Raw genomic sequence first — 18120 nt, 5'->3', positions numbered from 1 at the left:
GGGGCGCGAATAGTCCTCTGACCAGCGCTTTTCACCCTGACTATATGTATATGAAAGCGAAAAGCCGGATAAACCAGTTGTAGGAAATGTTCAGCGTGTTCACACTCGATGTCGGGTTGCTGCCCAGCGGCCCGGCTCCTCAGGAAACACCAACACGGGGGTTGGCGATGTCCGAGGCACGTGCGCACCACCTTGCGAGCACCTGGCTGCTGCGGCGCTGGCTGGCGCTCGCCGTAGCCGTGGGTTTCTCCGCGTCGCTGCTGATCGCCGTGGCACCGCAGCAGCAGGCCGAGGCGGCCTCGGTGCCGCAGGCCGCCACGGCGGGGCAGGGCCCGGCGGACCGGGCGATGCCGGACGGGGTGCGGCGGTCCACCGCCTACGCCGAGGACGAACGTCCGCCCGTGGTGCCGGAGGCCGTGCGAGCCGACGGCGAGCCCGCCGAGGTGACGGCCACGGCGTGGCGTACGCTCACGGCCCGCACCGCCATGAGCACTGCCACGGGCGCGCGCCCGAACGTCGCCGCGGCGGGTTTCGCCGGGATCGACCTGCGGCCGGGCTTCCTGCTCGGCGACACCTCGCTGGTCCTGTACTTCGACAGCGGCGACGTGGACCCCGACTGGACCGCCGCCGTCGTGCGCCTGTACGAGGGGGACGACCAGACCGAGCAGGAGTCGGTGCGGCTGAGCCGCGCGGAGCTGGAGGGTCCGCGGTTCTGCGGCGGCGCGGAGTTCTGCCGCAGCTTCGGTACGGAGGACGGCTGGGAGCTCGACGAGGACAAGAACTACTTCGTCACGGTCGCGGCCGTGCTGCCCGGCGGCGACGAGGTGGTCTCGGACCCGTCGGGCGACTCCCGGCCGCGGGCCACGATCCTGCCGCCGGCCATCCCCGACGACCAGGCGGCCGGCTGCGGGTGCGAGAACGCGCTGGCCCCGACCGCCGTCGGGCAGGCGAAGCGCGGCGTCGGGGTCAACACGGGCACCGGCGCGTTCGTGCGGGTCGAGCGCGACCTGCAGATGGCGTCGTTCGGCATCTCGTTCGGCAGCGCCCGCACCTACTCCTCGGCGAACAACCGCCAGGGGCCGTTCGGCGTGGGCTGGGCGTGGTCGTACGACATGCGCGTCACGCCCACGGACGACGGCGTCATCGTGCGCGCCGAGGACGGCGCCGAGGCGCTCTACACCCCGGACGGCGACGGGTACACGCGCCCGCCGGGCGTGCGCTCGAACCTCCGGAAGGACGGCGACGGCTGGGAGCTGGTCACTCCCGGGCAGGTGCGCTACCGCTTCGGCGCGGCGGGCCGGCTCTCGGCCGTGCTCAGCCCCCGCGACGACGGAGTGCGCCTGGCCTACGTCGAGGTCGACGACCACGGCGTCGACGACAGGGGCCACGACGTGGACCGGGACGAGGTCCGGATCACCGACGCGTCCGGACGCACCGCCGTCGCGCACCTGGCCGACGGGCTGATCGAGAAGATGGTGCTGCCCGACCGCCGTCAGGTGCGGTTCGAGTACGCCGACGGCCTGCTCTCGAAGGTCAAGGACGCCCGGGGGAACGTCTGGGAGTACCGGTACGACGCCGAGGGCCGCCTGGCCGAGGTGGTGGACCCGCACGACGTGGTCGCGGTGCACAACGAGTACGGCACCGGCGGGCGTGTCGTCGCCCAGCGCGACGGCGTGGGCGCCGAGATGACGTTCGCGTGGGACGCGGACAAGCAGGAGGCGCGCAGCACCGACGCCGACGACGTCTCCGTGTACGACGGCTACCGCGGCAACGTGCTGCTCTACAGCCAGCGCAGCACCGGCGACGCCGACAACCACCGGTACAACGCGCGGCTGGACCGCAACCTCGTGGTCAACGGCAACCAGTACCAGCACGTGGTCCGGTTCGACGCGCAGGGCAACCCCACGCAGGCCGTGGCACCGCAGGGCTTCGAGGAGAAGACGAAGTACGACGACCGGAACAACCCGATCGAGTTCACCGACGCGAACGGGAACGTCTGGAAGAACACGTACAACGAGTTCGACGAGCTGGTGCGCAGCGTCGACGCCGAGGGCAACGACATCAACCACGAGTACGACGACCGGGGCCTGCGCACGTCCACGACGGACCAGCGGGACAAGGTCACGCGCTACGAGTACCTGCCGGCCGGCGAGGAGAACGCGGGGCTGCTGTCCGCCGTCGTGTCGCCGGAGGGGCGGCGCAGCGAGTACTTCTACGACAAGACCGGGCGCCAGGTGGCGCAGACCGACCCGCGCGGCACCGCGGACCCGCGCGACCGGCGGCGCTACACGACCGAGACCCGCTACGACGAGCAGGACCGGGTGGTCGAGGTCGAGGAGCCGGGCAAGACCCGCGGCTGGCGGTCGGTGTACGACGACGTGGGCCGGCTCTCCCAGGAGATCTCGCCCGAGGGCGTGGTCAGCAGCTACGGCTATCTCGACAACGGTCTCCAGTCGAAGGTCGAGGCGGGCGGCCGGGTGCTCGTGTTCGAGTACACGGCGGCCGGCCGGCGCAAGTCCGAGGGCGTGCGGATGCGGGGCGACGACCTGACGACGTCGTACACGTACGACGCGAAGGGCCTGGTCAAGACGGTGACCTCGCCACGCGGCAACGTGCCCGGGGCGAACCGGGCCGACTTCACCACGGAGTACTTCTACGACGCCAACGACAACCCGGTCCGGATGCGCATGCCGTACCCGGGCGGCGAGCACGTGGACCGCGACATCAAGGTCGACGCCCTGGACCGGACGACGGCGTCGATCAACGAGCTGAACAAGACCTCCAGCTTCGAGCGGAGCAACACCGGCCAGGTGAGCTCCGTGACGGACACCAAGGGTCGTACCACCACGATGGGGTACGACAAGAACGGCCGGCAGACCAAGCGCACCGACGCCGGCGACAAGACGACCCGCACCGAGTACGACGCGGCGGGCAACAAGATCAAGGAGATCTCGCCGGTCGGCGGCGTCACGACGTACGCGTACACCGACGACGGCCTGCTCGCGTCCGTGACGGAGCCGCGTGGCAACGTCGAGGGCGCCGACAAGGCGCGCTTCACCACCCGCTACGAGTACGACCTGGCGGGCAACCGCGTGCGCGAGATCGACCCGCTCGGCAACACGACGTCGACCACGTACGACGAGAACAGCCGCCCGACCGAGGTGACGGACGCGCGCGGCGGGACCACCTACGTGGCCTACCGCGACGACGACCAGGTGAGCCACGTGCGCCAGCCGGACGCGCCGAGGCTGCCGCTCTTCTCGCAGGCGTTCGCGACCGTGCTCGCGTACGACGACGACGGCCGCGTGGTCGGCGTGCGCGACCCGCAGGGCGGGCGCACGCACGTCACCTACGACGAGGCGGGGCGCCCCGAGGCCACCACCGACCCGCTGGGCCGGACCACGCACGTCGGGTACGACGCCGAGTCGAACGCCGTCTCCAGCATCACGACCGACCGGCGCGAGGACCTGGACGACCTGAGCGAGGCCGAGCGGGCCGAGCGGACCATCACCTCGGAGTACGACCTGCGCAGCCGGCTGACCAGCCAGCAGGTCGGCTCGGGCGGGCCCGGGTACACGTACGGGTACGACGCGAAGGACCGGACGACGTCGTACGGCGACCCGCTGGGCGTGCGCACGGTCACGTACGACGACGAGGACCAGATCACCAAGGTGGTCCGCGAGGAGGCGAACCAGGCCACCGAGACCTTCACCTACGGCTACGACCAGCGCGGCAACATCACGGACCGCACCTACCCCGACGGCACGAAGATCACCTCGACGTACGACGACGACTCGCGGCTCGCCTCCACCACGGCGGCCGGCGGCTCGGCGGGCGCGAGCAGCGCACGCTGGGAGTACGCGTACGACGTCGCCGGACGCCGGACGGCGACCACGCTCCCGGCGGCCACGGGCCTGACGGAGGAACGGGCGTACGACGACGCGGGCCGGCTCACCTCGATCGGCACGGAGCGCACCGGGGACCCGGTGGACGGCGTGCAGGACCCGGTGTCCGCGTTCGACCTGACCCTCGACGAGGTGGGCAACCCGTCGAAGGTCATGACCACGCGCGGCGGCGTGACCGAGGGGGTCGCCTACGCGTACGACGACGCGAACCGCGTGACGGACGCCTGCTACGCGGCGCACGAGTGCGGCCCGAAGAGCAAGGCCGCCGGCCGGATCTCGTACGAGTACGACCTGCTGGGCAACCGGACCGAGCAGAAGCGGACCGGCTCGGCGGGCGACGACCTGACGCGGTACACCTACGACCACGCGAGCCAGCTGCTGCGCGAGGTCACGTTCGGCACGGACGGCGGCCAGCCGAAGGTCGAGCGCAAGGAGTACGGCTACGACCTCCTGGGCAACCAGACACGCGCCGGCGACGACCGGCTCGAGTACAACCTGGACAGCACGCTGGCCCGGGCGACCGTGGGCGGGGTGCGGACGAACTACACCTACGACGCGACGCGCATGCGGCTGGACGCGATCACGGGGGTGGGCGCGGGCGCGAAGACGCGGCACTGGTCGTGGGACGTCAACGGGTCGCTGGAGAACATCGCCGTCGACACCCTGACGGACGTGAACGGCGTGGTCCAGGGCCGGCAGGCGTTCGCGTACGGGCCCACGGACGAGCCGCTCGCGCTGCTGGAGACGCAGGGCGGGGCGCACGTCTACACGCACGACTGGCTGGGCGGCGTGGCGAACATGCTCTCGGCCGACGGGCAGGTCGAGGAGGGGTACGACTACGACCCGTTCGGCAACCCGCGGCAGGGGGCGACACTGGCGGGGGCCGTCGCCGAGGCGGCCGGAGGTGCTGCCGGCGAGGACGCGGCCGGGGCAGCGGACGGCGATGGTTCGGGTGACGGTGCCTCGGGTGACGGTGCGACGCTGACCGGCGTCGGGCCGCTGGCGGACGCCCAGCCCGGGGACACGATCAAGAACCCGATGCGGTTCGCGGGGGCCTATCTCGACCCGACCACGGGCGAGGGCAACTACGCGATGCGGGCGCGGAACTACGACCCGGGGACGGGGCGGTTCTCGTCCATGGACCCGGCGGGGGCGCAGCCGATCGGCTCCTCGCCGTACGCGTACGCAGGCAACAACCCGATGGTGTTCACGGACCCGACCGGTGAGCGGGAGATCGAGGGGCCGACGGGCGGCGGCACCACCGAGAGCCCGACCGGCGCGGACACCACGTCCAACCCGAACGACCCCGGCGCGGAGGTCGAGGGACCGAGCGCCGAGGACGTGGCCAAGGCGCAGCAGCTTCAGGGCAAGTCGATGCTCGACGTCATCCTGGAGGCCGGCGGGCAGATCCTCATGGAGTTCCTGGGCATCACCGACCTGATGGACTGCCTGGACGGCGACCTCGGCGCGTGCGTGATGCTCGTGGTCGGCGCGCTGCCCTGGGGCAAGATCTTCAAGGCGGCGAAGATCGGCGAGGCCATCTACAAGGCCGGCAAGGCCGTGATGACCTTCTCCAGCGAGCTGAAGTGGGCGCAGAAGATTCTTTCTGGCGCCAAGAAGGCGAAACAGGCTGCCGAGGCGGCCAAGGCCGCTGCCGCGAAGGCGGCCCGGGAGGCGGCGGCGAAGGCGGCCAAGGCGAAGGCTGCGGCTGACGCGAAGGTCAAACAGCTCGCGGCGGAGGCCAAGGCGAAGGCGCGCGCGCAGGCGGCCAAGAAGAAGGCTGACACGACGGGCAAGGGGGACACCTGCAACAGCTTCGTGCCGGGCACTGGCGTACTCATGGCCGACGGGAGCCGAAAGCGGATCGAGGACATCGAGCCTGGCGACGAGGTCTTGGCTGCCGACGAGAAGACGGGTGACCGCACAGGCCCACGGCTCGTGACGGCCAGTATCACCGGCGCCGGAATGAAGACACTGGTCACGGTGACGGTCCGTGACAACGACGGTGACAACCAGAAGGTCGTCGCGACCGACGGTCATCCGTTCTGGAACCCCGAGGAGAACACCTGGGTCAAGGCGATCGACCTCGAATCTGGTGACTGGCTCAAGACCAGCGCAGGCACCTGGGTCCAGGTTGCCGCTGTCGATGTCCACCACAAACGTGCGGTGGCACACAACGTCACGGTGGACCGCGACCACACCTTCTACGTGCTCGTTGGTGCCACGCCGGTTCTCGTCCACAACTGCGACAAGGCTGGGCTCGCGGCCGCTGAGCGGGCGGGCAACCATTTCGACCGACCAGGGGGCGCGACAGGTGCTCTACGTTCGGCAGAGCAGGGTTGGTTCGCAGACCCGCTTTCTTCTGGGGCAAGAAACGTCCACCCAAGCGTTGCCGGAAGTCCCGCGCCTGGGACGAGGGCGGGGTTCGGCCACCACCTCGAGGCGCAAGCTGCCGCGCTGATGCGACAGAATCCCGGAATGCAAAATGCGACTCTGTATGTGCATTTCCGAGATGTGGGTACCGCCCGGCAGGTCTGCGGTGCATGCGACGGGACTCTGGAGGACATGCTGCCTGCTGGTACTTCCCTGACAGTGGTGTTCAAGGATGCTGCAGGTGGGATATTCCGATCGACCCCATACATCGGTAACGCGAACTGACCGGTGCGGGTGGTTGGGGACCGTACATCGCCCCCCAACCACTCGCACCAGACCAGGGCGGTTACCGCCCTCGTGTACGCCAGTGCGCCCCAGCCAGTCGGTCGAGGTGGGACAACCTGCCGAGGGTGGGCGCGACCACGTCCACGTCCCACCCGGAGGAGGAGTTGGTCTCGACCGCCTCGGCGATCATCATGCTGCCCATGAACGTCCGGAAGCCGGACGCCGGCCATCTCCAGGGGCCGAAGGAGATCTCGTCCATCGTGGCGAGAACCTCTGACAGGATTTCATCAGACGCTGCGACCGCCCGTTTACCGGCGGGGGCGCCGTACACCACTTCTCTCACCGTGTTATGGACCAGTAGCTCAGAAAGTGTCTCTGAGCTTCTTTCCCATGGTTCGTAGCGCTCGGCATCGAAGACCAGGTCTGGCTCGGCCGGGTCGACGCACCAGCGCCAGTCCCCGGTCGCGTCAACCATGAATGTGGCCATCCCGTCGTCGGCCACGTGGACATTCTCGGGCGAGATCATCGCCGTCGTGCTGGTGAGTTGCAGGTCCCACCGTGCAGCTAGCGTGTGCCATTTCTTGAGCGGCTCCGGCAGCCAGTCGCATGAAGCAGGTAGTGGTCTTTCGTCCCTGCTGGGTGCCCCGTACCAGGTGACCAGAAATTCGGAGAGATCAATGCTCCGCGGATCGATCATCGAACCACTCTCCCACGTCAGAGATCTGCGGGTCACCAAGCCGGGCAAGGATCCGCACAGCAAGCAGCCGCGGGTCGGCAACGGCACAAGGTGTGTCCTCTACGCCACGTCGACGTGCTTGCGGGCCGCCTCCATGAACCGGAAGACGCCCTGGCGGGAGGTGCCGCGCGTGCTCGCGAACTCCTCCGGTGAGAGGTTGAGCTTCATCTGGTCCACGCCCTCGATCGCCTGCTTGCCCAGGTCGATCAGTTCTTTGGACTCCGTGACGAGCTGGACGCGGAACAGCGCCTCCTGCGCGTCGGTGTAGAGGCGGTAGGTCTCGTAGCGCAGCGCCTCGGGGTCGACGCTCTTGCGCTCGTCGTGGATCGCGAACCAGCGGTCCATGTGGGCGCGGCGCAGGTTCACGAGGACGCCGCCAAATGTCGTGTACGCGCTCACCCGCTCCTGGCGCAAGCGTTCGCCGCGCTCGAAGCGCTCCGCGTCGGCGCGGTTGCGGCGTTGGAAGTAGTGGGTCGCGAGCGAGCCGAGCAGGGTTCCGAGGACGGCGACGACGCTGGTCACGATGATCTCCACGGCCCGAAGCCAACCATGTCGGCGCGCGGTGGGGAAGGGAATGGGAGCGGGCGTGGGCGGGTTCCGTCAGGCATGGAGCTGCAGGTTGTGCTGCCCGACGAGTCCCCGGCGATGCCGGCGCGGACGCTGGTCGACCTGGCGCGGACGGCGGAGGGCCTCGGGTACACGACGGCGTGGCTGCCCGACCACGTGCTGCCGCCCGGGCCGTACGGGTCCACGTTCGGCGGCGTGTACGAGCCGCTGGTGACGATCGGGCACCTCACCGCGGTCACCGAGCGCCTGCGGTTCGGCACGTCGGTGCTGGTCGTGCCGCTGCGTGACCCGTTCGTGCTCGCCAAGCAGGTCGCGACCCTGCACGAGCTCTCCGGCGGCCGGGTGATCCTGGGCGTCGGGGTGGGCTGGAACGTCCCCGAGTTCGACGCGGTGGGCGCCGACCACTCCCGTCGCGGCGCCGTCACCGACGATGCCCTGGCACTGCTCTGGCACCTGTTCGCGGGCGGGCCGGCGCCGTACCGGGGCCGGCGCTTCTCCTACGAGCAGGGCGTGTTCGAGCCGGTGCCCGACGGGTCCGTGCCGATCATGGTCGGCGGGAACAGCGACGCCGCGCTGCGCCGCGCGGCCCGGTACGGCGACGTCTGGCAGGGACTGCCGGCCAGTCCGGCCGCGTTCGCCGAGCGGGCCGCGGTGCTCGCCGGCCTGGCGGGGGACCGCGCCGTCGCGCCCGCCCTCCGGATCGGCTGGGACGGGCGCACACAGGTCGGGCGGGTCGCCGACGCCGTCGTCGCCTACCGCGAGGCGGGGGCCGCCCAGCTCGCCGTGCACTTCGGGGAGCACGAGGGCACCGCGGAGCGGATGACGGCGCTGGTCGAGGCCCTGGCTACCCGCTGAACGGCGCGTCCAGCCGGTCCAGGGCCGCGACGACCAGCGCCGTCACGCCCGTCTCCAGGGTCGGGTGCGGCACCGGCGCGAACCGGGGGGAGTGGTTGGACGGGATGTCCCGGTCGGTCGTGCCCGTCTGCTGCGCGGCGAAGAACGCGGCCGGGTCCCAGCCGCCGAGCAGCCAGTAGACGATCGGCACGCCGGCGGCGGTGGCGAGAATGCCGACGTCCTCGCTGCCCGACACGGGGCCGGGGTCGATGACGCGCTCGGCGCCGAAATGGGCGGCCAGAGCCCCACGGGTGCGCTCGGTCTCCGCCGGGTCGTTGACCAGCGGCGGGAACGACTCGCCGGGCGTGATCTCCGGGGGTTGCGGCGCGCCCGCGGCGTCGGCCTCGGCCCGCACGATCCGCTCGACGGCGGCCAGGACCCGCACCCGCACCGCCTCGTCGAAGGAGCGGATGTTCACCCCGAGGCGGGCGTCGTCCGCGATGATGTTCTCCTTGGTGCCGGCCTGGAGCGTGCCCACGGTGACGACGGCGGCCTCCCCGGCCGCCACCTCACGCGACACGATGGTCTGCAGCCGCATCACCGTGGCGGCCGCCATCACGACCGGGTCCACGGTGGCCTCCGGCCGCGAGCCGTGCCCACCGCGCCCGACGAGCCGGATGCCCAGGATGTCCGTGCCGGCGAAGGCCGGGCCGCCGTGCACCCCGAGCAGACCCGCCGCGACGGGCGCCACGTGCTGGCCCAGCACGATGTCGGGGCGCGGCACGAGGTCGTACAGCCCGTCGTCCACCATGGCGCGGGCGCCCGTGCCGAGCTCCTCCGCGGGCTGGAAGACGACCACCAGCGTGCCCGACCACGCCGACCGGCCCTGCGCCAGCACGTCGGCCGCGCCGAGCAGGGCGGTCACGTGCACGTCGTGCCCGCACGCGTGCATGACGCCCGACTCGACACCGTCCGCCGTCGTGGTGCGGACGGTGCTGGCATACGGCAGCCCGGTGTCCTCCGTGACGGGCAGGGCGTCCATGTCGGCGCGCAGCAGCACGCACGGACCGTCGCCGTTGGTCAGCACCCCGGCGACGCCGGTCCCGCCGATGCCCGTGTGCACCACGTACCCGGCCGCCGCGAGCTGCTCCGCGGCCAGGGCCGCCGTGCGCGTCTCCTGGTAGGACAGCTCCGGGTGCTCGTGCAGGTCCACGTAGGTCTCGCGCAGACCCGGCAGCAGCCCGGGAAGCGGCGCCAGGACCGCGTCGACGTCGGGGACCGTGCCGACGTCGGGGACCGTGCCGCTCACCGCAGGAGTAGTCGTCATGCGCTCACGATGCCATCGCCGCCGTGGTGGAGCGCGGCGAGCCCCACGGAAACGGGTGATCGGCAGAACGTCAGGTGATCGGCCCACCCCGGGGTACCGATCACCTGACGTTCTACCGACCACCCGGTCGGTCAGCGCGCTTCACCTCAGCGCCGCTTCACCTCCAGGTCCGCCGTGGCCTCGGAGCCCGCGAGCTCGTCGGTCCCGGCGTACTCCGCCGTGATCGTGTAGTCGCCGGCCCGCAGGAGCGGCGGCACCAGCACGTCGGCCTTCCCGCCCCGCAGTTTCACGGTGCGCTCGTACGGGTGCCGGTCGCCCTCGCGGCCCACCGTGACGGTGACCCGGCCCGACGGGGTCTCGTCGTCGGTGGAGACGGTGACCTTGACCAGGAACGGCTCCAGCGGGCGGACCGAGGCCGGGGCCTTGATCTGTGTCGTGGTCGCCGCGGGCAGCAGGTCGGCGGGCACGAGCGCGCTGACCGTGGTGCGGTGCACGCCGCCCTCGTCGGTGCCCGCGTAGACCCAGGCGCCGTCCGGGCTCACGGTCAGGGACCGCACCGACATCGCCGTGAGGTCCTTGGACGCCGACGCCCACGTGGCGCCGCCGTCGGCCGAGACGAGCACGCCGGCGCCGTTGGCCGCCAGGCCGTACGGGCGCCAGCGGGCGGCGCCCGCGACCAGGAGCTCCGTGCCCGCGGCCGGACCGTCCGGCACCTCGACGGCCACGAACGTGCCCACCGCGGCGGACGTGTTCGGCACCTCGGCGTCGGCGAAGGTCTCGCCGCCGTCGGTGCTGACCCGGATGCCCGGCGTCTCACCGACCACCACGTGGTCGGTGTCGGCCGGGTCGACCCACACGGACCGCGCCTCGTCCTTGGTCAGGCGGGTGATCGTCCGGCCCAGGTCGTCCGACCGGTACAGGCCGGACGACGTCGCCAGCCACAGCCGGTGCTCGTCGACCGGGTCGACCACGATCTGCTGGACCAGCACCTCGTGGGCGTAGCTGGTCCACGTCTCGAACCCGTCGGTCGAGACCATGAGGCCGGTGTCCACGAGCGAGGTGTAGCCCACCGCCACCGTGTCCTCGGCGTGCGGGGAGACGGCCAGCGCCGTCGGGCTGAACCCGCCCGTCGGGCCCACCCGCGTGAGGTCGGCGTCGGACCCGCCGGCCCCCGCGGTGAGGATGCGGCCCTCGCCGAGCGCGTTGGTGCCGATCGCCCAGACGTCGTGGTCACTCAGCGGCGACTGGGTCACCTCGGACACCTGACGGCCGATGATGCCCTCGTGGCCGATCGAGCCCCAGTCCTGCGTGTCGGGGCCGAGGTCGGCCAGGGGCTGCTGGTGCAGGCCCTCGAAGTCGACGGCGCGCAGCACGGGCTCGCCGTCGGCGTCGAAGCCGGCGTGCACGCCGGAGACGTCGGAGCCGGAGACCCCGGCCTTGACCCACTCCTCGCCGTCGTCGGTCGTGTAGATCCCGGCGCCCTCCATCGACATGACGATCTGCTCGTCCGGCGTGCCGGGCCAGTGGTCGACGTCGGTGGCGAGCGGTCCGCGCACGGGCAGCGGGTGGACCTGCCAGGTCTTGCCCAGGTCGTTGCTGGTGCTGAAGGACGACAGGCCCGACGCGTACACGGTGCCGTTCGTCAGGGTGGTGACGGTGACGTAGGACTGCTCGGTGTCGGCACCCTCCGTCCAGGTGGCCCCGCCGTCCGCCGAGGTGAGCGAGACGCCGTCCCCGCGGACCAGGACCGCGGTGGACCCGTCGGCCACGACGCCCTGCGGGCGGTCGACGTAGTCGGTCGTCACGTAGGGCTGGGTGACCTCCTGGCCGCCGGACAGCACGTCGGCGATCCGGTAGACGCCGTCGTAGGTGGCGATGAGCAGGTCGTCGTCCGCGAACGCGGCGCCGTAGACGAGCCCGCCCCACTCCGGGGCGACGCGGCTCCAGCGCTGCCCGCCGTCCTTGCTCAGGTAGAGGCCGTCGTCGGTGACCGCGGCCAGCGCGTCACCGTGGGCGACGAGCTCGCTGATCGCGACGTCGGGGAAGGGCAGGACCGTCCAGGTGGCCCCGGCGTCGGGCGTGTGCACGATGCGGCCGGAGTAGCTGGGATCGAGGGTGACCCTGCCGGCGGCGCCGTTGAGGGCCACGTAGAACCCGCCGGGCGTGGTCGTGTCGGCCACGGGGATGCCCCAGCCGTCGGCGACGGGCATGCTACGCACCCGCTGCCAGGTGACGCCGTAGTCGGTGGTGACGAACGGGTGCACGCCGGACCCGGCCATCGCCAGGCCGGTCCCCGGGGTGGTGGGGGAGGTGGCGAGCTCGCGGGCAGCGCCGGACAGGCCGACCTGCTCCCACGCGCCCGGCTGGTCGGCGCCCTCGGACTGCACGCCGCCGGTGCCGGTCAGGGTGCGGCCGGTCACGGTCGCGCGGGCGTCGAGCTGGTAGGTGCCGGGCTCGTCGAGCGGCACGGTGCCGCGGTACCAGCCGGGGCTGGTGCCGACGGCGGTGAGCGCGGCGGTGTACTTCTCGCCGGACGGTGCGGTCGCCGTGGCGGTCGGCGTCGCCTCGGGGGTCATCGGCGCGTAGACGAAGACGTCGGTGCTGCCGGTCGCCAGGGTCGGCGAGGACTGCACCTGCAGCGGCCGCACGTACGCCGCGTACGGGATGCGCACGGTGGTGCCGTCCGAGACGGCGCCGGTCAGGACGCCGGAGGTCTCGGTGCCGCCCGCCTCCGGGGTGGTGGTGTCCGGGGTGACCGTGAGGTCGACCGAGGCGCTGCGGCCGGCCGGGATCTTGACCTGACGCGCGGAGAGCTCGGCCTCGCCGGTGCTCGTCGCGGACGGCTTCGCCGACAGCTTGACCGTCACGGCCTTGGTGCCGGAGTTGCGCAGCACGACGGTGCTGGTCCGGGCCGGCTTGCCGCCCATGTCGGCCAGCCCCAGGGAGACGGCGTCGGGCGAGGCCGTGACCCGCTGGTCCACGGCGGCGGCGACGTCGAGCTTGCCGGCGCCCTGGGCGGACGGCGACACCTCGGCGTCGTCGGACTCGAGTTCCTGTGCGCTGCCGATGAGGGTCGCGCGGAGCTGCTCGGCGGTCTGCTCGGGACGTGCCTGGGCCAGCAGGGCGGCCGCCCCGGCGACGTGCGGCGCGGCCATCGAGGTGCCGGACATCCGGTACTGGTCGCCGGGCACCCCGTACATGGCCGGGATGTCGGACATGATCTCGAAGCCTGGCGCCACGATCTCGGGCTTGAGCGTCATGGCGTCGCTCGGGCCGCGGGAGCTGAAGTCGGTGATCGTGTCGGTCTGGTCGACCGAGCCGATGGTGCCCGACACGGTGCCGGCCGCGACCTCGGACTTGAAGGTCTGGTACTGGGCCGAGGCGATGTTCATCATGACCAGCGACTCGCGGCGCAGGTCGAAGCCGCTGCCGGCCAGGATGTTCGCGGATCCCTGGGGGCCCGCGCCGCCGTCGCCGGCGGGGTCGGTCGGGCTCGGCATGTACAGCAGGGCGCCGATCGCGCCGTGCTCCTCGGCGAGCTGGGCCTGCAGCAGGTGCAGGCCTTCCACCCCGCCCAGGGAGGTCGTGGTCATGCTCTGCATGACGACGATCGCGCCGCGCACGTCGCCCGCCTGCTCGTAGTCCTCCTCGTCGAAGCCGTCGCCGACGTCGACCAGGCGGCCCGTGATGCCCTCGGCCGGCGGGTTGGCCGACATCGGGAAGCGGGTCACGTCCAGCGGCCGCGGGTCGTCGCCCGGTGCGGCGCCGTCCAGTGTGAGCGTCGGGTCGGCGACGCCGGTCACCTGCGCGCCGACGGCGATGACGCCCTCGGCGGCGGCCGGCGAGCTGACGCTCTGGTCGTACGGCCCGGCGTTGCCGGCCGCGGCCACGACCACGACGCCCTGCCGCACGGCGGCGGTCGAGGCGCGGCCCAGCGGGTCGGTGCCGTCGCCGGGCGTGCCGAGGCTCATGTTCACGACGTCGGCCGGGTAGTCGCCCAGCGGGTCCGTCGCGGCCTCCAGCGCGAGCAGCAGGTCCTCGGTGGTGCCGCCGCCGTTGGCGTCCAAGGCCTTCCACGCCGTGAACGTCACGTCGGGCGCCATGCCGGTCAGGTTGTCCCCGCCGGCGCCGACGATGCCGGCCACGTGCGTGCCGTGCATGTGGTCGTCCATCGGGTCGTCGTCATCATTGGCGAAGTCGTACCCGTCGGCCACGCGGTGGCCGGGGCCGAACCCGCCGCCGAGGTCGTCGAGCGTGTAGTCGATGCCCGTGTCGATGATCGCCACGGTGCGGCCCTCGCCCGTGACGGACGCGCCGTCCGCGTCGGTGCGGTCCCAGACCTGCGGGGCGCCGGTGGCGGGGATGTTCGCCTCGTCGCCGAGGATGCGCACCGCGGCGCTCTCGGTGACGCGCGCGACGCCGGGGGCGGAGCGCAGCTCGGCCAGGTCCGCGGGGTCGACCGTGGCGACGACGGCGGACAGCAGTCCGGTGACGGACTCGGGCTTGTCGAGCTCGACGCCCTGGTGCTCGGCCCAGGACGTGACGCCCTCCTGTGCCTCCTCGACCTCGTCGACGGCGGCACGGTAGTCGGCGGCGAAGGCGCTGCGTGCCCGGGCGGCACCGGCGCCCGTGGCGGTACGTGCGGCGGCGACCGCCTCCTGGCCGACGACGTCGGCGGCCGTGGGGGAGTCGAGCTCGATGATGACGCGCACCGGATCGGCGTCGGGTGCGGCGTCCGGGGCCGCGACGGCGGCTCCGGGTGACAGGACCAGGGAGGCCGAGACGAGGGTGCTCCCGATAAGGAGACCCCGGCGGCGGCCGGAGGGCAGAGGTTGCATGAGGGCTGTCTAGTCCGCGCTACCCTCTGCGAGCAATGGGCGTAATGGCCGTATCTGGCCACTGGCCGGTACCGGCCGCAAGGTTTTACACGGGCGTCACGCGGCAGGGCATTTTTCACCCCGCCTGACCGTCGTCAGAGCCAGCCCTTGCGGACCGCCTGGACCCCTGCCTGGAAGCGGTTGGCCGCGCCCAGCCGGCGCAGGAGGTCCGCGCTGCGCCGCCGCAGCGTCCGCTCGGACAGCCCGAGCTCGCGTGCGATCGCCTCGTCCTTGGCCCCCGAGCCCAGCAGCGCGAGCAGTGCCCGGTCGTCCTTGTTCGGCCCGCGGTCCGGGGGAGCGGTGCCCTCCAGGCTGTCGGCCGCGGGGATCTCCACCGCGTCGGCCCACACGGCCTCGAACGCGGCGCACAGCAGGTCCACGAGCGGGCCGCCCTCGACCACCACGGCCGCCGGGTGCTGCGGGTCGAGGTCCGTGCTGACCAGCGCGGTGCGCCGGTCGGCGATGGCCAGCTTGGTGGGCAGGGTCCGCGCGATCCGGGCCTGCTCGCCCACCGACGCCGCGTGGCGCAGCTCCGCCCACGCACCGGGGATGTCCAGCACCTCCGCCGCGTACACGGCCCGCCACTGGACGCCGCGGGCCAGCGCGAGCGGCTCCACGGGGTTCTCGTCCGCGAGCACGTACGGCGGCCGGTCGAAGGCCATGAACTCGCCCGTCACCTCGTGCTCCATGCGCGTGTACCAGGCGCCGATCAGCGCGGGGTCGTCGATCACGTGTACCCCCGCGCCCGAGCCCGCGGCGTCGGACGCCTGCTCGAACAGGCCGGCCAGGTCCGGGATGGTCGCCCGGACGCGGTCGAGCTGCGCGGCGGTGCGGTCCGTGAGCGCCCGCAGCGCCACGCGTGGGTCGACCGCCGTGTACTCGCCGTCGCCCCCGCTCGTGCGGTTGATCAGCCCGGCCGTGCGCAGCCGCGCGAGCAACCCGGCGGGGTCGGTGCCCTCCAGCGGCACGTCCTGCGCGACGTCGTCCACCCGGACGGTGCCCTGGGCCAGCACGTACCGGTAGACCAGCCGGGTGTCGTCGTCGATGCCGACGGCCTCGAAGTCGCTGTCGAGATCGTGTGCGGGTTCCGGGGCCATGGGGGTCAGCGTAGGTCAGGTGTGCGGGCCCGGCCGATGGTCGGCCGGGCGGGCTCGACGGGCCTGCCCGAAGTCGGCCTGGGCGCGGGTGAAATTACCCGGAGCGTGGCGCGTCGCCCACTAATCTGAGCGACAAGAATCACCACTTTTCATGCTGACAGGCTGTGGCGACCGCAGAAACAGGAGAAATGATGGCGAACCTGACCATTATCGAGCGGTCGCCCGACCCCGAGACGCACCAACCCGGGCCACGCTGGCCCTCCATCGCCGTATGGATCCGCTCGCTCGGCCAGAGCCGCCTGGGTGCACTCCTGCTCCTGCTCGCGACCGTCATGGCGATCGTCTGGGCGAACGTCTCCTACGAGTCGTACAACGAGTTCTGGGAGACACACCTCAACGTCGGGGTGGGCGACTTCCAGCTCGAGTTCACGCTGCACGCCCTGGTCAACGACGCGCTCATGGCCATCTTCTTCTTCACCGTCGGCCTGGAGGTGCGCCGCGAGTTCGCGATCGGCGAGCTCACGAGCTGGTCCCGGGCCATGGTGCCCGTGGCCGCCGCCGTCGCCGGGCTCGTGGTGCCCGCCGTGCTCTACGTGCTCATCGCACGCGGCTCCGGCTGGGAGCACGCCTGGGGGGTCGTCATCTCGACGGACACCGCGTTCGTCGTCGGCGCGCTCGCCCTCATCGGGCCACGCGCGCCCGGCCGGCTGAGAGTGTTCCTGCTGGCGCTCGCGGTGGTCGACGACATCGGCGCCCTGAGCATCATCGCGCTCGTCTACACCGAGAACTTCGACCCGCTGCCGCTGGTGATCGCCGCCGTGGGCCTGGTCGGCGTCTACCTCACGCGGTACGTGCCCAGCGGCCGCGGGCCCATCTACGCCACGCTCTCGATCGTCGTGTGGGGCGCGTTCCTGGCCTCGGGCGTGCACCCGACGCTGGCGGGCGTCGCCATCGCGCTGCTGGTGCCGGTCTACCGGCCCAGCCGGCGCGACGTCGAGCACGCGCTGACGCTGGCGCGCACGTTCCGGCAGTCGCCGAACAGCGACTACGCGCGGGCCGCGGCCAACAGCCTGCGCGAGTCGATCTCGATCAACGAACGGCTCCAGTCGGCCTACGCCCCGTACGTGGCGTACGTGATCCTGCCCCTGTTCGCGCTGGCGAACGCGGGCGTGCAGATCAACGCCGAGATCCTGGCCGCGGCGGCCGGCTCCGCGATCACGTGGGGCATCATCGTGGGCCTCGTGGTCGGCAAGTTCATCGGGGTGCTGGGCACCGGCACGGTCATGAAGGTGTTCCGCCTCGGGGACCTCGGGCCCGGGCTGACGCTCGACCGGCTCGCCGGGGGCGGCGCGCTGTGCGGAATCGGCTTCACGATCTCGCTGTTCATCGTGGACCTCGCGATCGAGGACCCCGGGGTGCAGAACGAGGCCCGGGTGGGCGTGCTCACGGCGTCGGTGGTCGCGTTCCTGCTCGCCGCAGTGATCTTCAAGATCTCGGACCGGGTGCACCCGTCGAAGGAGGCGGGTGCCACGCTGCTGCGCCCGGTCGACCCGGCCCGGGACCACGTGTACGGCCCGGCCGACGCGCCGTACACGCTGGTGGAGTACGGCGACTTCCAGTGCGGGTTCTGCTCCAAGGCGTCGGGCGCCATCCAGGAGGTGCACCGCGAGCTCGGCGACCGCCTGCGGTACGTCTGGCGGCACGCCCCGTTGGACCGGTACCACCCGAACGCCGTCGCGGCCGCCGAGGCGTCGGAGGCCGCCGCCCTGCAGGACAAGTTCTTCGACATGGAGCGCAGCCTGCTGCTCGACCAGGAGAACCAGCTCCCCTCGGACATCGTGCGGCGGGCGGAGGAGCTCGGGCTCGACGTCGAACGGTTCGAGCGGGACCTGGTGTCCCCGGAGGTCGCCGGCCGGGTGCGGGACGACGTGCTCGACGCCGAGGCCATGGAGGTCAGTGCCGTGCCGACGTTCTTCGTCAACGGCCGCCGGCACACCGGCCCGTACGACGCGCAGTCGCTGATCCACGCGCTGGAGACGACGGCGCCGGTGGCCCAGGCCGTCCCGCCGGCCGCAGCCCCCCGGAACGACTGAACGTGCCAGACGTACAGGTCACGCGA

At 72.0% G+C, this 18120-nt stretch carries 8 protein-coding genes; 3 read left to right on the top strand and 5 right to left on the bottom strand.

Annotation, left to right across the window (positions count from 1 at the left end; all coding sequences use genetic code 11):
- The first annotated feature begins 167 nt into the window (after nucleotides 1-167).
- Nucleotides 168-6563 (top strand): RHS repeat-associated core domain-containing protein, encoded by a 6396-nt coding sequence (locus ACIPN7_RS10265; protein WP_400540772.1) that lies wholly within the window; start codon nucleotides 168-170, stop codon nucleotides 6561-6563.
- Between the two features lie 61 nt (nucleotides 6564-6624).
- Here ACIPN7_RS10265 and ACIPN7_RS10260 read toward each other — a convergent pair whose 3' ends face one another.
- Both ACIPN7_RS10260 and ACIPN7_RS10255 read right to left on the bottom strand, forming a co-directional pair.
- Nucleotides 6625-7260 carry a hypothetical protein gene (locus tag ACIPN7_RS10260; protein WP_400540769.1) on the bottom strand — a complete coding sequence of 212 codons (636 nt, stop codon included), beginning with the start codon at nucleotides 7258-7260 and terminating at the stop codon, nucleotides 6625-6627.
- Between the two features lie 99 nt (nucleotides 7261-7359).
- Nucleotides 7360-7833, bottom strand: coding sequence for a hypothetical protein (locus ACIPN7_RS10255; protein ID WP_400540766.1), 474 nt, complete (start codon nucleotides 7831-7833; stop codon nucleotides 7360-7362).
- Nucleotides 7834-7905: 72 nt separating this feature from the next.
- Here ACIPN7_RS10255 and ACIPN7_RS10250 point away from each other — a divergent pair, with 72 nt between their 5' ends.
- Complete coding sequence (locus ACIPN7_RS10250; protein WP_400540763.1) at nucleotides 7906-8721, top strand: TIGR03619 family F420-dependent LLM class oxidoreductase; 816 nt, start codon at nucleotides 7906-7908, stop codon at nucleotides 8719-8721.
- On the opposite strand, the gene ACIPN7_RS10245 is transcribed toward ACIPN7_RS10250, so the two are convergent.
- The 3 genes from ACIPN7_RS10245 to ACIPN7_RS10235 all read right to left on the bottom strand — a co-directional run bounded on the left by ACIPN7_RS10245 (nucleotide 8711) and on the right by ACIPN7_RS10235 (nucleotide 16001).
- Nucleotides 8711-9940: an amidohydrolase gene (locus tag ACIPN7_RS10245; RefSeq protein ID WP_400541967.1), complete on the bottom strand. Its 1230-nt coding sequence runs from the start codon at nucleotides 9938-9940 to the stop codon at nucleotides 8711-8713. The two genes, ACIPN7_RS10250 and ACIPN7_RS10245, sit on opposite strands and share 11 nt — an antisense overlap.
- A gap of 233 nt (nucleotides 9941-10173) precedes the next feature.
- Nucleotides 10174-14865: a S8 family serine peptidase gene (locus ACIPN7_RS10240; protein ID WP_400540760.1), complete on the bottom strand. Its 4692-nt coding sequence runs from the start codon at nucleotides 14863-14865 to the stop codon at nucleotides 10174-10176.
- Nucleotides 14866-14999: 134 nt separating this feature from the next.
- Nucleotides 15000-16001 carry a hypothetical protein gene (locus ACIPN7_RS10235; protein ID WP_400540757.1) on the bottom strand — a complete coding sequence of 334 codons (1002 nt, stop codon included), beginning with the start codon at nucleotides 15999-16001 and terminating at the stop codon, nucleotides 15000-15002.
- 191 nt (nucleotides 16002-16192) lie between these two features.
- Here ACIPN7_RS10235 and nhaA point away from each other — a divergent pair, with 191 nt between their 5' ends.
- A complete protein-coding gene (gene nhaA, locus ACIPN7_RS10230; protein ID WP_400540754.1) occupies nucleotides 16193-18094 on the top strand; it encodes a Na+/H+ antiporter NhaA in 1902 nt (633 codons plus the stop codon).
- Nucleotides 18095-18120: the final 26 nt, after the last annotated feature.

The sequence above is a fragment of the Promicromonospora sp. NPDC090134 genome (assembly GCF_044746965.1).
Classification (GTDB): Bacteria; Actinomycetota; Actinomycetes; order Actinomycetales; family Cellulomonadaceae; genus Promicromonospora.
Note: the sequence above shows the minus strand (reverse complement) of the source record. Positions and strands in the feature narration are given on the sequence as shown.